Source organism: Microbacterium sp. NPDC056234 (genome assembly GCF_042267585.1).
Taxonomy (GTDB): Bacteria; Actinomycetota; Actinomycetes; order Actinomycetales; family Microbacteriaceae; genus Microbacterium.
The window spans coordinates 138,301-151,324 of sequence record NZ_JBHJTE010000005.1; the positions used below are offsets into that span (position 1 = coordinate 138,301).

At 67.6% G+C, this 13,024-nt stretch carries 14 protein-coding genes; 8 read left to right on the forward strand and 6 right to left on the reverse strand.

Annotated features, from left to right (window positions below):
• The first annotated feature begins 33 nt into the window (after positions 1 to 33).
• Entirely contained in the window at positions 34 to 1,338 is a 1,305-nt protein-coding gene (locus ACFCYE_RS14440) for a DNA recombination protein RmuC (RefSeq protein ID WP_376179774.1), read from the forward strand.
• Positions 1,339 to 1,357: 19 nt separating this feature from the next.
• On the opposite strand, the gene ACFCYE_RS14445 is transcribed toward ACFCYE_RS14440, so the two are convergent.
• Both ACFCYE_RS14445 and glpX read right to left on the reverse strand, forming a co-directional pair.
• Positions 1,358 to 1,666 carry a hypothetical protein gene (locus ACFCYE_RS14445; RefSeq protein WP_376179776.1) on the reverse strand — a complete coding sequence of 103 codons (309 nt, stop codon included), beginning with the start codon at positions 1,664 to 1,666 and terminating at the stop codon, positions 1,358 to 1,360.
• 147 nt (positions 1,667 to 1,813) lie between these two features.
• Entirely contained in the window at positions 1,814 to 2,800 is a 987-nt protein-coding gene (glpX, locus tag ACFCYE_RS14450; RefSeq protein WP_376179777.1) for a class II fructose-bisphosphatase, read from the reverse strand.
• 184 nt (positions 2,801 to 2,984) lie between these two features.
• On the opposite strand from glpX, the gene fbaA reads away from it, so the two are divergent.
• Positions 2,985 to 4,013: a class II fructose-bisphosphate aldolase gene (gene fbaA, locus ACFCYE_RS14455; protein WP_376179778.1), complete on the forward strand. Its 1,029-nt coding sequence runs from the start codon at positions 2,985 to 2,987 to the stop codon at positions 4,011 to 4,013.
• A 123-nt stretch (positions 4,014 to 4,136) separates the two neighbouring features.
• Here the strand turns inward: fbaA and ACFCYE_RS14460 are convergent, their stop codons facing one another.
• Positions 4,137 to 4,895 (reverse strand): GntR family transcriptional regulator, encoded by a 759-nt coding sequence (locus ACFCYE_RS14460; RefSeq protein ID WP_376179780.1) that lies wholly within the window; start codon positions 4,893 to 4,895, stop codon positions 4,137 to 4,139.
• A gap of 244 nt (positions 4,896 to 5,139) precedes the next feature.
• On the opposite strand from ACFCYE_RS14460, the gene ACFCYE_RS14465 reads away from it, so the two are divergent.
• From ACFCYE_RS14465 to ehuA, 4 genes are read left to right on the forward strand one after another with little or no spacing between them, the layout of a single operon-like run.
• Positions 5,140 to 6,045 carry a transporter substrate-binding domain-containing protein gene (locus ACFCYE_RS14465; protein ID WP_376179782.1) on the forward strand — a complete coding sequence of 302 codons (906 nt, stop codon included), beginning with the start codon at positions 5,140 to 5,142 and terminating at the stop codon, positions 6,043 to 6,045.
• A gap of 12 nt (positions 6,046 to 6,057) precedes the next feature.
• The gene (ehuC, locus tag ACFCYE_RS14470; RefSeq protein WP_376179784.1) at positions 6,058 to 6,786 is read left to right on the forward strand and encodes an ectoine/hydroxyectoine ABC transporter permease subunit EhuC; all 729 of its coding nucleotides are present in this window, start codon (positions 6,058 to 6,060) and stop codon (positions 6,784 to 6,786) included.
• Positions 6,787 to 6,836: 50 nt separating this feature from the next.
• Positions 6,837 to 7,442 (forward strand): ectoine/hydroxyectoine ABC transporter permease subunit EhuD, encoded by a 606-nt coding sequence (ehuD, locus tag ACFCYE_RS14475; RefSeq protein ID WP_376180157.1) that lies wholly within the window; start codon positions 6,837 to 6,839, stop codon positions 7,440 to 7,442.
• Entirely contained in the window at positions 7,426 to 8,241 is an 816-nt protein-coding gene (gene ehuA / locus ACFCYE_RS14480) for an ectoine/hydroxyectoine ABC transporter ATP-binding protein EhuA (RefSeq protein WP_376179786.1), read from the forward strand. The genes ehuD and ehuA overlap by 17 nt, the downstream gene beginning before the upstream one ends.
• A 33-nt stretch (positions 8,242 to 8,274) precedes the next feature.
• Here ehuA and ACFCYE_RS14485 read toward each other — a convergent pair whose 3' ends face one another.
• The gene (locus tag ACFCYE_RS14485; RefSeq protein ID WP_376179788.1) at positions 8,275 to 9,510 is read right to left on the reverse strand and encodes a hypothetical protein; all 1,236 of its coding nucleotides are present in this window, start codon (positions 9,508 to 9,510) and stop codon (positions 8,275 to 8,277) included.
• Positions 9,511 to 9,608: 98 nt separating this feature from the next.
• Between ACFCYE_RS14485 and ACFCYE_RS14490 the strand changes: the two genes are divergently transcribed.
• Entirely contained in the window at positions 9,609 to 9,797 is a 189-nt protein-coding gene (locus ACFCYE_RS14490; protein ID WP_376179790.1) for a DUF1918 domain-containing protein, read from the forward strand.
• Positions 9,798 to 9,809: 12 nt separating this feature from the next.
• Here the strand turns inward: ACFCYE_RS14490 and ACFCYE_RS14495 are convergent, their stop codons facing one another.
• Together ACFCYE_RS14495 and ACFCYE_RS14500 are read right to left on the reverse strand one after the other, a co-directional pair.
• On the reverse strand, positions 9,810 to 10,343 hold the full coding sequence (locus ACFCYE_RS14495) for a DUF6264 family protein (protein WP_376179792.1): 534 nt from the start codon (positions 10,341 to 10,343) through the stop codon (positions 9,810 to 9,812).
• A 247-nt stretch (positions 10,344 to 10,590) separates the two neighbouring features.
• Positions 10,591 to 11,637 carry a 4-hydroxy-3-methylbut-2-enyl diphosphate reductase gene (locus ACFCYE_RS14500; RefSeq protein ID WP_376180159.1) on the reverse strand — a complete coding sequence of 349 codons (1,047 nt, stop codon included), beginning with the start codon at positions 11,635 to 11,637 and terminating at the stop codon, positions 10,591 to 10,593.
• 93 nt (positions 11,638 to 11,730) lie between these two features.
• On the opposite strand from ACFCYE_RS14500, the gene xseA reads away from it, so the two are divergent.
• Positions 11,731 to 13,008: an exodeoxyribonuclease VII large subunit gene (xseA, locus tag ACFCYE_RS14505; protein WP_376179794.1), complete on the forward strand. Its 1,278-nt coding sequence runs from the start codon at positions 11,731 to 11,733 to the stop codon at positions 13,006 to 13,008.
• The last annotated feature ends 16 nt before the right edge of the window (positions 13,009 to 13,024 follow it).

The window sequence follows — 13,024 nt, forward strand, 5'->3', positions numbered from 1 at the left end:
ACCGATGTCTGAGGCCCCGAGCACACTGAGGTCATGGATGCTCTGCTGATCGTTCTTCTCGTGATCGTCGTCTTGGCGGCCGGCGTCGCCCTCGGCTGGTTCGCGCGTTCCTCCCGTGGCGCGGCGGCACTGGCGCGAGCGGAGGCCGAGCTCGCCGCCGCACGCGACGACCGCGACCGGCAGTACGACCTGTATCGGGATGCCGTGGAGCATGCTCGTGCACAGCAGATCGCCGAGTCGGCTCGGGTCGATCAGCAGAACGCCGTGCTGACCGCGCTCGCCCCGGTGCGCGAGAGCCTGCAGCAGATGCAGCACAAGGTCTCCACGTTGGAGCAGGAACGGCACGCCCAGTTCGGCTCACTGGCCGAGCAGCTGCGGCGCGCGCAGGAGTCCGATGAAGCACTGCGTGCCACGACCGAATCGCTTGCCGGTGCGCTGCGCTCCACGGCCACACGGGGAGTCTGGGGCGAGACGCAACTTCGCCGCGTCGTCGAAGCGGCCGGACTCACCCGGCACGTCGACTTCGATCTGCAGTCCACCATCTTCTCGGACCGTGGCCAGGGTCGCCCGGACATGGTGATCCGTCTCGCCGGCGGCGCCTCGATCGCGGTGGACGCGAAAGTGCCCCTCGACGCCTACCTCGAAGCCAGTGCGCTCGGCGCCGGTGAGAAGGACGAAGCGTCCCGCCGCGCGCTGATGCAGAAGCATGTGAAGGCCGTGCGCGCACACATCGACGCCCTCGCCAAGAAGGCGTACTGGTCGGGGCTCGATTCGAGTCCGGAGTTCGTGATCTGCTTCCTTCCCAACGAGTCGCTGCTGGCCGCTGCCATCGACGAGGACCCGACGCTGCTCGACTACGCGTTCGGCAAGAGGGTCGCCCTCGCGTCTCCGGTGAATCTGTGGGCGGTGCTCAAGACCGTGGCCTACACCTGGACGCAGCAGGAGGTCTCAACCGAGGCCCGGACTCTCCTCGCGCTCGGCATGCAGTTGTACGAACGCCTCGGAACGCTCGCCGGTCATGCGGACGACCTTCGCCGTGCGCTCGAGCGCACCGTGGACAGCTACAACCGATTCGCCGGCTCGTTGGAGAGCCGCGTGCTGGTGACCGCGCGCCAGTTCCCGGGGATCGATGCCGGAACGCTCGACACCGCTCCGGCCGCCATCGTCGCCACAGGTCGCCGTTTCACGGCTCCGGAGTTGATCGAAGGTGTCGCGCCGGGCGACGAAGCATCGCAACCCGCGACTCCAGCCGCGCTGCAGGCCGACGTCGGTGACGTGCGTGCGCGGCTGACAGCGACGGAGACGCACGAGGATGAAGCGACCCCGGCCGACCGCTGAATCGATCAGCCCTCGAAGCTCACGCGCCGCCGGGCACCCAGCTGAGCAGGGCGATCACGAGACCGGACGTGACGACGAAGGCGCCGATCATCCACCACGGGCTCAGTTCGTGTCCCTCATCACGGCGCACGCGGAAGAGCACGTCGGCGCGACGAGACGGATCCTGGGCGATGCCCGTGCGGGCCGCGGCTGCGGTCTGCGCCGACGCGGGGCCATCGTTCGAGGCCGAACCCAGAGTGCCATCCGGGTTCACTCGGAGGATGCGTCCGGTAGCGGTGGTGACCACCTTCGGCGTCGTCTTCTCGCCGCCCGTGTGCTGCGTGCTCATCGCTCGTCCTCCTCCGGTCGCGCCTCGGAGGCGCGACAGCAGATCCGCGCCTATTCTGCCAGGCTCTGCTGGGAAACCCGGACTCGACGAGCGAGCCGTGCAGTACCGGGTCGATAACGATGCGTCAGCGGGCGGCGCCCCCGACCCTCACAACCACTTCGATACGAGGTGCTCGCTGGCGATGCGGCGCAGCGTGCCGGACGCTCCGCGCAGCACGACCGATTCCGTGTAGACGTAGCCGCCCTCGCGGCGCACCCCCGCGACGAGCTGCCCGTCGGTGACGCCGGTCGCGACGAAGATCGTGTTCTTCCCCTGCACGAGATCATCTGCCTCGTACACCTTGTCCATCTCGAGTCCTGCATCGATGCCGCGCTGGCGCTCTTCGTCATCCCGCGGCCAGAGGCGACCCTGGATGTGTCCGCCGAGCGCTTTGATGGCGCACGCGGTCACGATGCCCTCGGGGCTTCCGCCGACGCCGACGCACATGTCCGTGCGCGCTCCGTGGCGAGCGGCGTTGATGCCGCCGGCGACGTCACCGTCGCTCATCAGACGCGTACCCGCTCCGGCATCCCGGATCTCCTGGATCAGCTGCTCGTGCCGCGGTCTGTTCAGCACGGACACGACGATCTCATCGACCGGTTTGCCGAGCGCCTTGGACAACCGGCGGATGTTCTCGCCGATCGGCAGGCGGATGTCGACGACGCCGACTCCGGCGGGCCCCGTGACCAGCTTGTCCATATAGAACACGCTCGATGCGTCGAGCATCGTTCCGCCGTCGGACACCGCGATCACCGACAGAGCGTTCTGGCGACCGGCTGCCGTGAGCGATGTGCCGTCGATCGGATCGACGGCGATGTCGCACCGGGGGCCACGGCCGGTCCCGACGACTTCGCCGTTGAACAGCATCGGGGCGTTGTCCTTCTCGCCCTCGCCGATCACCACCCGCCCCTGGAAGTCGACGGTCCCCAGGAATGCGCGCATGGCGTCCACCGCGGCGCCGTCCGCGGCCTCCTTCGCACCGCGCCCGATGAACGGTACCGCGCGGATCGCCGCGGCCTCGGTCGCGCGCACCAGCTCCAGCGCGAGGTTGCGGTCGGGATGCAGCGGGCTCAGATCGGCCGTCAGACTCACCATGCGGTCAGCCTAGCCAGGCGTTTGGCCCAAACGGCATGAGTTTCACACCAATATGGCCGAAGGAATTGCGATTCTTAACGTGAGTGAAGAGCGCCCCCCTCAACGGCGGACACGGGCCACGGCATCCGGAGCGTCCGGCGATAGAGTGACAGCTGTCCCGGCTTCATCTATCGCAGGAGTTTTCATGCCCGTCGCCACTCCGGATCAGTACGCAGAAATGCTCGACCGCGCGAAGGCCGGTGGCTTCGCGTACCCGGCGTTCAACGTCTCCAGCTCGCAGACCATCAACTCCGTCCTCCAGGGCCTGACCGAGGCCGGCTCCGACGGCATCATCCAGGTCACCACGGGTGGTGCCGACTACTTCGCCGGCCACACCGTGAAGGCCCGCGCGACCGGCGCGCTCGCCTTCGCACGCTTCGCGACCGAGGTCGCGAAGAACTACCCCATCACGGTCGCGCTGCACACCGACCACTGCCCGAAGGATGCCCTCGCCGGCTTCGTCGAACCGCTCATCTCGGCATCCGAGGAAGAGGTCAAGGCCGGTCGCAACCCGATCTTCCAGTCGCACATGTGGGACGGCTCGGCAGTTCCCCTCGCGGAGAACATCGAGATCGCCAAAGATCTGCTCCCCCGCATGAAGAACATCAACGCGATCCTCGAGGTCGAGATCGGTGTCGTCGGCGGCGAAGAGGACGGCGTCCAGCACGAGGGTTCGAACGACGCCCTCTACACGACCTTCGCCGACGTCGACCAGGCCGTCCAGGCACTCGGCCTGGGCGAGCAGGGCCGCTACATCGCCGCCCTCACGTTCGGCAACGTGCACGGCGTCTACAAGCCCGGTGGCGTGAAGCTGCGACCCGAGCTGCTCGGCGAGATCCAGGCGCAGGTCGCCGCGAAGTACAACACGGGCGCCAAGCCGCTCGACCTCGTCTTCCACGGCGGCTCCGGCTCGACCGACGAGGAGATCGCCCTCGCCGTCGCGAACGGCGTCATCAAGATGAACATCGACACGGACACGCAGTATGCGTACACGCGTGCGATCGCGGACTACATGTTCAAGAACTACGACGGCGTCCTGAAGGTCGACGGCGAGGTCGGAAACAAGAAGCAGTACGACCCGCGTGCGTGGGGCAAGATCGCGGAGTCCGCGATGGCCGCTCGCGTCGTCGAATCGACGCGCCAGCTCGGCAGCTACGGCCAGTCCAAGAGCTGACCGCTCGCTGAGCCTGTACGACTGCGGATGCCCCGGCCGATCGGCCGGGGCATCCCTCGTCTGCGGTGTCGACGCCTCGGAGGTCAGCGCTGCCGGATCGAGTGACCCTCAGCCGGCCTCGCGTCACTCGGCGGTCGGCGAGATGGGCTCGAACGCCGTCGGCTCGTCGATCTCCTCCGGTTCGATCAGATCGACCGACGGACCGCGCCCGTGCAGCCGCGCGACCGCCTCGTCGAACTGCTTCTCCAACGCGGTCACCGCGGACTGCGCATCTCCCGCCCGCACCGCGTCCAGCAGAGTCCGGTACGTCGGCGAGACGGATCGCCTCACGCTGTAGCCGTCCGCAGAACTGAAGCTCACGATTCTGGTCTGCATCACGAGCGTCGCCATGAATCTGGTGAGCCGCTCGCTGCCGGCCGCGTCGACCAGCACCTGATGGAACTCCAGGTCCGCGTCGCCGATCGCCCGAGCATCCTCGCCCTCGCTGGCGACGACCAGTTCGTGGAACTCGTGCTCCAGTCGCTCCAGTGCACCTGCGTCTCCGGCTGCTGCCACTCGGCGCACCGCCTGTGCTTCGATCGCCAACCGGGCCTGGTACACGTCGTCGATCTGGTCGCCTTCGATGACCGCGACGCTCATCCCCCGCCCCGGCACGGCTATCAGGAGCCCCTCCTGCACCAACCGCTGCGCGCCCTCGCGAAACGGGCTTCGGCTGACGCCCAGCTGCGTGGCGATCTCGACCTCGCCCAGGGGCGCTCCCACGGGGAGCGCGCCCGAGAAGATCGCCTTGCGCAATTCGATGGCGATCAGGTCGACCGTCGACATCCGTGGGACGCGCGGGACCGCTGCCCGCCCCACCGATCGGGGCATCTCTCGAGCCATCCAGCCCTCCTCCGTGATCTCGACGCACCGCGCGTCACCTCCATTGTCGCTGCCCGACCGCTATTCCCCGGGACCAGCGCACGTGAACCGATCGCTCCGACAACGGTTGAGTCACATTGTCGACAATCTGCGCGTCTGATTGTACTTGGAAAGTCAGCTTCCGTATCGTGAGTGACCGTCATCGAACGCGGCGGGCATGACCCCGTGCACGGACGAGAGAACTTACGAGACGGAAGAGGACACGATGACTCAGCGACGCACATTCAACCGATCCGCACTTGCACTGACGGGGGTCTTCGCCCTCGCCCTCGCCCTGGTGGGATGCTCCTCGGGCTCCGGTGATGCCGGCGGCGGAGACACCGACCAGACCACGCTCGAAAAGGCGCAGGAAGAGGGCAGCATCACCCTCGCCGTCGCCTCCGAGCGCCCGTACTCGTGGGTCGACGAATCCGGTGAGCCCACCGGAGCGACCATCGCGATGCACAAGCAGATCTTCGAAGCCCTCGGCATCGACGAGATCGAGGTCGAAGAGGTCGCCTGGGACAACCTGATCCCCGGCCTGAACGCCGGACGCTGGGATGTCGTCAGCGCCGGTATGTCGATTCTCCCGGACCGCTGCGCCGAAGCAGCGTTCAGCGACCCCGAGATCATGTACACGACGACGTTGGCCGTGCCGGCCGGCAACCCGAAGGGCTTGAGCGATCTCGATTCCATCGCCGCCGCCGGCGACGTGAAGCTGGCTGTGCAGTCCGGTGCGATCGAGGACGGCTATGCGACGGATCTCGGCATCACCGATGTGGTCCAGGTCGACACGGCCTCGGCCGGACTCGAAGCCGTCCAGAGCGGCCGGGCCGATGCCTTCGCGCTGACCGCCGTGTCGCTGAACTGGATGACCGAGGACATGGACGATCTCGAGACCACGGAGGCGTTCGTTCAGGAACTCGACGGTGTCGAGCAGGTGGGAGCCGGAGCCACGGTGTTCCGCAAGGCGGACACCGATCTGCTGGAGGCCTACAACGAGGAGCTCGCCGGGATCACCGGCGACGAGCAGTCCTACCTCGACCTCGTCGAGCCGTTCGGCTTCACCGCTGAGAACCTGCCGCCCGCAGATCTGACCACCGCACAACTGTGCGAGGGCGAGCTGGGCTGACCTGAACCGCACGTGCTCGAAGATCTCGAGGCGCTCCAGCGAGCGCTGCCGCGGATGCTCGATGGGTTGCTCATCACCCTCGAGCTCACCGTGGGCGGCGCCCTGCTGGCGTTCGCCGTAGCCATAGTCCTGGGCCTGCTGGCCCGCTCCCGCCACATCATCCCGCGCGGATTCGCGCGCGTCGTGATCGAGCTGTTCCGAGGGACCTCGCTGCTGGTGCAGCTTTTCTTCCTGTTCTTCGTGCTGCCGCTTCCGCCGTTCAACGTCGAGTTGCCACCTGTCCTGGTCGGCATCGTCGGACTGGGACTGAACTACGGCGCCTACGGCGCTGAAGTCGTCCGCGGGTCGATCAATTCCGTCCCCGCCGGCCAGTGGGAGGCCACCACCGCGTTGAGTCTCGGTCGTCATCAGCGCATGATGCGGGTGATCTTCCCGCAGGCATGGGCGCTGATGATCCCCTCGCTGAACAACCTGCTGATCCAGCTCCTGAAGGGCACCGCCGTCGTCTACCTGATCACCATCGTCGATCTGACCGCCGAGCTGAACAAGCTGCGCGTCGACACCGACGTGTTCTTCGCCTACACGCTGGGCCTGATCGTCTACTTCCTCATCGCATACGCGCTGACGCTGATCATGAACGCGCTCGAAGCGCGCGCGAAGACCCGTCTGGGGCGCGGCAAGCCACTGCGCGAATCGATCGGCGCAGCGCCGGTTCCGGATGCCAAGGGGGCGGCCGCGTGATCGAAACGGATCTCTGGAACTGGGATTACGTCTGGGAAGCCCTCCCCTTCATGATCGAGAAGTTCGTCACGGTCACCATGCTGGTCACCGTGGTCGGCAGCGCGATCGCCGCGGTGCTGGGCTTGATCATCGCGATGGTCCGTCGTGTCGCCCCGCGCCCCGTCGCCGCCGTGGTGACGTTCGCGATGAACTTCATCCGGATGACGCCGATCGTCGTGCAGCTGCTGTTCGTGTACTACGCGTTCACGAGCATCCCTCCGCTGCCGCTGGGCATCATCGTGTTCGGCGTGCACTACGCGACCTTCATGGCCGAGGTGTACCGCGCCGGCATCGAAGCGGTGCCGCGCGGGCAGTGGGAGGCCACCACCGCCCTGTCGATGTCGCGCGGACGCACCTGGACCGCCGTAGTCATCCCCCAGGCCGTGCGCTCGACCCTGCCGGCACTCGGCAACTACGTCATCTCGATGTTCAAGGACACGCCCTTCCTCGCGGTCATCACCGTGACCGACATGGTGCGCGCCGCACAGCTGTTCGGCGGAGAGCACTTCCGTTACATCGAAGCGATCACCCTGGCCGGCCTCCTGTTCCTGGTGGCCAGTTACCCGATTTCCGTCCTCATCGGACGATTGGAGAAGCGTCTTGCCTACACGTCCTGACACGCACACCGGAGCGGTCACCCTCAGCGACGGTGATGTCCCCGCCATCCGCTTCGACAAAGTCGGCAAGTGGTTCGACGAGCACGTCGTGCTGCAGGACCTCGACTTCACGGTCCGCAAAGGCGATCGCGTCACGCTGATCGGCCCGAGCGGCTCGGGTAAGACCACCATCCTGCGGTTGGTGATGACGCTCGAGGAAGCGGATGCCGGATACATCCTGATCGACGGTCAGCCGCTGACCCACGTCGAACGCGATGGCAAGCGCGTCACGCTGAAGGAGAAGCACCGCAACGAGATGCGCAAGCGCATCGGCATGGTGTTCCAGCAGTTCAACCTGTTCCCGAACATGACCGTGCTGGAGAACATCATCGAGGCGCCCATCCACGTCCTGAAGCTGCCGAAGCATGAGGCGATCACCCGCGCCCGCGCGCTGCTCGAGAAGGTCGGGCTGCCGGACAAGGCCGACGCGCACCCCACACAGCTCTCGGGCGGACAGCAGCAGCGGGTCGCGATCGCACGCGCTCTGGCGATGGAACCCGAGATCCTGCTGCTCGACGAGGTCACCAGCGCGCTGGATCCCGAGGTGGTCGGCGAGGTGCTGAACATCCTGCGCGATGTGGCCCGGGAGACCGACGTGACGATGCTGATCGTCACGCATGAGATGCAGTTCGCGCGCGACGTCTCCAATCGAGTGCTCATGTTCGACGGGGGGAAGATCGTCGAGGAGGGCACCCCCGAGCGGATGTTCTCCGACCCGCAGGAGCAGCGCACGAAGGACTTCCTGTCGGCGGTGCTGTGAGCCCGTGGACGACGCGACTGCGCCAGAGCCGAGTCAGCGACGGCGCAGTCGCGTCACCCACACCGCGATATCGCCGATCGCGTCGATGATCGCGAGGATGCCGATCCCCCTGCCCACGCCGCGCGGCCGCCCCGCAGCCCATACGCCCAGCGCCAGTTCACCGGCGGCGATGGCGAGGCCGACCACGGGGCGGCGTCGGATCGCACCGGTCGCGTGCTGCAAGAACGTGTCCCGTCGGGTCAGCGGCGCCAGCTCACCCACGCCGGCGACCATGGTGTTCCATACCGCGCCGGCCCAGCCGACGGGTTCGAAACGCAGCTCGGCCTGCTCGCCGTCATCAAAGGCCTGTTCGATGAGATCCGCGGGGATCCCGAAGGCGGCGAGGAAGGTGCGGCGTCGCTCGTCGGAGCCCGCGACGCCACCCAGCGCCTCCGCGATGAGGGCGCTGTGCGCGGCCTCGACATCCAGTCGGGTGCTCGCCGCGATCTCGACCAACTCGTCCCTGCTGCCGTCGCCCTCGGCCAGCAGACGTCGATAGACCTCAGCCGTCTCGGGAACCGAGATGGCGTCCAGGTCGAGGACGGGCTGCGTGTCGCGCTCGGCATCCGGCCAGAACGGCACTGTTCCGGATGCCGCGGTCACCTCGATCCAGCCGTCGCCGTCGTCCGTGCGATTGACCTCGATCACCGGCAGCTCGGCCTTGGCCGATACCCATCCGGTGGTCGGCTCGGAGCTGCGGAACCGCTGGAGCGACCACACGCCGGATTCGGCGTGCTCGACCACGGTCCGATTGGCCTCGGCGAGGATGCGCGCCACGGCGGGGCCGCGGTGCGAGAACGCGGCTACACGAACGGGCGTGGGCTCGAACAGCTCGAAGGGAGGGCCGCCGAGCTCGTCGCCATCCTCGTCATCGCCCTCGTCGAATTCGGCTTCGAACTCCTCGAAACCCTCGACACCGCTGACGGGGGATGCCTCGGTGTCGATCCACAGATTCAGCTTCGCGTCGACGAAGGCCTCGCGCAGGGTCTCGACCGTCAGCGTCGTCGCGATCGCGTCTTCCGGTGTGAGCGTCAGCACGGTCCCCTCGTCTGTCAGCGGGATCGCGAGGACGGCCTCTTCGCGATCACCCCATACCGCGGAAGCGTCCCGCACGGCAGCGAGAACGCGCAGGCGTTCGAGGACTTCGCGCGCCGAAGGGCGCGGATCGGATCCGTCCCCGCGGTCGACGGAGGCGTACGAGATCTGGACACCGAAGCTGTTGTGAGGCACGTCTTCGACAGTACCCGTGACCCGCTTGCGGGCAACCGCCCATGCGGAGGATCGTGGAACAAGCGGCAACGCACGGCCGACATCGGAATGAGGTGGGGATGATGCATGCACAGCCCGGAGATCACCTGATCGTCGAGGGGCGCACGGATACGACACCGAAGCGAGAGGGAACCATCGTCGAGGTGCACGGGGACGATGGCGCACCGCCGTACCTGGTGCGCTGGGACGACGGGCACGAGGGTGTCCTCTTCCCCGGCCCCGACGCTCACATCAGATCGCGCGCCTGATCACGGCTGGCGTCAGACGCCGCCGGACTGCAGGTACTGCACGAAGACCGGGTCCGCGAGCATCGGGATCATGATGCAGACCGTGACCACGATCATCGTCGCGACCGCTCCGACGAGCGTCACCCACCACGATCGCTTCCCCGCGCGCAGACGGCGGAAGGCGAGCAGCACGGTGAGCGCATAACCGATCACGAGGACCACAGCGGCGATCCCGCCCCAGAGCCTCCCCTGCGTGAAGTTGCTGAACTCGCCCTCGATCCCGAGGATCTGCATGCTCTGCTGCAGCACGGCCGGCAGGTCGAGGTACGAGATCGCGGTCATCACGACGTTGACGAGTCCGTAGGCGAGCAGGGCGATCGTGACGATGCGGTCGATGTTGCCCCGCCGAGCGGGTGCTTCCGGTGCGGTCGGCGCCGCCGGCGCGGTCGGGACCTCTGCCACGGGGGCCGCATCCACCGGCGGCAGCCCAGCCAGACGACGTTGCTCCTCCGGCGTGGCGTACTCGCCGTACTGAGGCCGCTGGGCGGGTGTCATCTGGTCGCTCATCCCGCCATGCTAACCAGTCGGTCTCTGCGTCCTTCCCAGAATCACCGACCGGGAACGGCGACGACCCCAGAGGTGTGGGGACACCCCGGGGCCGCTGACGTGAGCGCTGGGGACGCTCTCGCCGAAAGCACCGAACGCTGGGGACGCTCTGGCACTCTGCAGCGCCATCAGACCGGCCGCTGCAGTTCCCATCGTAGGAAACCCGCGCCGATCTGGTCCACCCCCTACCACCCCGGGCAGGTGAGTGCTAGGAGGCGGTCTCCGAGACACGACCGCCGAGCGCGCGCGCATCGCGCTGGCCTGCGGCATCCTGTCGGAGTTCCTTGGGGAGCGAGAACATCAGATCCTCTTCAGCCGTGCGCACTTCTTCCACGTCGGCGTAGCCGGCGCCGCTCAGGGCCTCGAGCACCTCCCGCACCAGCACCTCCGGCACGGATGCGCCGCTGGTGACGCCGACCGTGGCGACGCCGTCGAGCCACTCCTGCTTGACCTCATCGGCGTAGTCGACGCGGTACGCCGCCTTGGCTCCGTACTCCAGTGCGACCTCGACGAGCCGAACGCTGTTGGACGAGTTCGCCGATCCGACGACGATGACGAGTTCCGCCTCGGCAGCGACCTTCTTGATCGCGACCTGACGGTTCTGCGTGGCGTAGCAGATGTCATCGGACGGCGGATTCTGCAGTTCGGGGAAGCGGGTGCGAAGCCGATTGACCGTCTCCATGGTCTCGTCGACGGAGAGCGTGGTCTGCGACAGCCACACCACCTTCGACGGGTCGCGCACCTCGACCGTGTCCGCCTCCTCCGGGGAGTTCACGACGGTGACGTGGTCCGGCGCTTCGCCTGCAGTGCCCTCGACCTCTTCGTGTCCGTCGTGGCCGATGAGCAGGATCTCGAAGTCGTCCCTCGCGAATCGCACGGCTTCCCGGTGCACCTTCGTGACGAGCGGGCACGTCGCATCGATCGCCTGCAGACCGCGATCGGATGCCGCATTCACCACCGCCGGGGACACCCCGTGCGCACTGAACACGACGTGCGCGCCCTCGGGGACCTCGTCGACCTCCTCGACGAAGATCGCGCCCTTGTCCTCGAGCTCGGTCACGACATGGATGTTGTGCACGATCTGCTTGCGCACGTACACCGGCGCCCCGTAGCGCTCGAGCGCCTTCTCGACCGCGACGACGGCTCGGTCGACACCCGCGCAATAACCGCGCGGTGCTGCAAGGAGCACCCGCTTGTGTCCGTCGACCGGGTTATCCTGGAGCGCGGCGCGCCGCGATCGCGGAATACGCGGCATGGATAGGTGCACGGCTGTCTGGCTCACCCTCCGATTCTACGGTGGGTGGATGGGACGAGGCTGGGTGAGCGGGCCACCGACAGGAGGAGCAGGATGACCGTCTTCGAGGCAGCATCCGTCCCCGGCGAGGCGCCGCCGGCCGACGCGGTCGCGCCCAAGGACTCCACCGCCGAGGCCCCGACCTCTGTGACCCGTCTCAACACGACGATCCGCGACTTCGTCGCGCGCTGGAACACCGTCTGGGTCGAGGGCGAGATCACATCCTGGAATGTGCGTGCGGGCAACGTGTTCGCACGTTTGAAGGACACGCGCTCCGACGCGCAGATCTCGCTGCGGATCTGGTCGAGCGTGCGCGCGCGCATCCCCGCCGACCTCGGGGTCGGCGACCACGTCGTCGCGGCCGTCAAGGCCGACTACTTCGTCAAAGCCGGGGACTTCAGCTTCACGGTCTCGGCGATGAAGCACGTCGGACTCGGCGATCAGCTCGAGCGGCTCGAGAAGCTGCGGATCCAGCTTCGGCAGGAGGGATTGTTCGACGCGTCCCGCAAGAAGGTGCTGCCGTTCCTCCCGCACGTCATCGGCCTCATCACGGGCGAGCGATCGGATGCCGAGAAGGACGTCCACCGCAACGCCGAGCTGCGCTGGCCAGCCGTGCGATTCCGCACCGAATACGCCGCGGTGCAGGGCGACCGATGCGTCCCCGACACCCTCGCCGCTCTGGCGAAACTGGATGCCGACCCGGACGTCGAGGTGATCATCATCGCCCGTGGTGGCGGCGACCCGCAGACGCTCCTCGGCTTCAGCGACGAACGGCTCGTGCGAGCGGTGGCTGCGGCATCCACCCCGGTGGTGTCCGCGATCGGGCACGAGAACGACCATCCGCTGCTCGACGACGTCGCAGACCTGCGCGCCTCCACTCCGACCGACGCCGCCAAGCGCGTCGTCCCGGATGTCGGCGAGCAACGCGCTCTGATCGCGCAGCTGCGCTCGCGTGCGACGAGTCGTCTGACGCAGCGGGTCTCGCACGACATCGCGCAGCTGGACCAGTTGCGGTCGCGCCCTGTGCTGCGCTCCCCCGACCACATCATCGACGCACGCGCCCAGGAGGTGCTGCTGCTCGCAGCCCGCGGACGCGACATCGTCACGCGCCGCGTCGACGACGCCGGTCGGCGCACGTCCGAGCTGCGTGCGTCCCTGCGAGCACTCTCCCCCGCTGCCACGCTCGCTCGCGGCTATGCGATCGCGCACCTCGACGGCGGCGTGATCCTGCGCGACGCGGCGGACGCCCCGTCCGGTACCTCGCTGACGCTCACCGTCGACCGCGGATCGGTGGCCGTGCGCTCCGAGGGCGAGATCGCGGAAGGCGCCTGAATCGGCGCGTGTCGGG

Bases quoted from the DNA above. Each gene is read 5' to 3' on its own strand.
- ehuD (WP_376180157.1), top strand. From the start codon at position 6,837: ATGATCGAGAAGTTCGTCACGGTCACCATGCTGGTCACCGTGGTCGGC.
- ACFCYE_RS14490 (WP_376179790.1), top strand. From the start codon at position 9,609: ATGATGCATGCACAGCCCGGAGATCACCTGATCGTCGAGGGGCGCACG.
- ACFCYE_RS14500 (WP_376180159.1), bottom strand. From the start codon at position 11,637: ATGCCGCGTATTCCGCGATCGCGGCGCGCCGCGCTCCAGGATAACCCG.
- fbaA (WP_376179778.1), top strand. From the start codon at position 2,985: ATGCCCGTCGCCACTCCGGATCAGTACGCAGAAATGCTCGACCGCGCG.
- xseA (WP_376179794.1), top strand. From the start codon at position 11,731: ATGACCGTCTTCGAGGCAGCATCCGTCCCCGGCGAGGCGCCGCCGGCC.
- ACFCYE_RS14460 (WP_376179780.1), bottom strand. From the start codon at position 4,895: ATGGCTCGAGAGATGCCCCGATCGGTGGGGCGGGCAGCGGTCCCGCGC.
- ACFCYE_RS14495 (WP_376179792.1), bottom strand. From the start codon at position 10,343: ATGAGCGACCAGATGACACCCGCCCAGCGGCCTCAGTACGGCGAGTAC.
- ACFCYE_RS14440 (WP_376179774.1), top strand. From the start codon at position 34: ATGGATGCTCTGCTGATCGTTCTTCTCGTGATCGTCGTCTTGGCGGCC.
- glpX (WP_376179777.1), bottom strand. From the start codon at position 2,800: ATGGTGAGTCTGACGGCCGATCTGAGCCCGCTGCATCCCGACCGCAAC.
- ACFCYE_RS14445 (WP_376179776.1), bottom strand. From the start codon at position 1,666: ATGAGCACGCAGCACACGGGCGGCGAGAAGACGACGCCGAAGGTGGTC.
- ACFCYE_RS14465 (WP_376179782.1), top strand. From the start codon at position 5,140: ATGACTCAGCGACGCACATTCAACCGATCCGCACTTGCACTGACGGGG.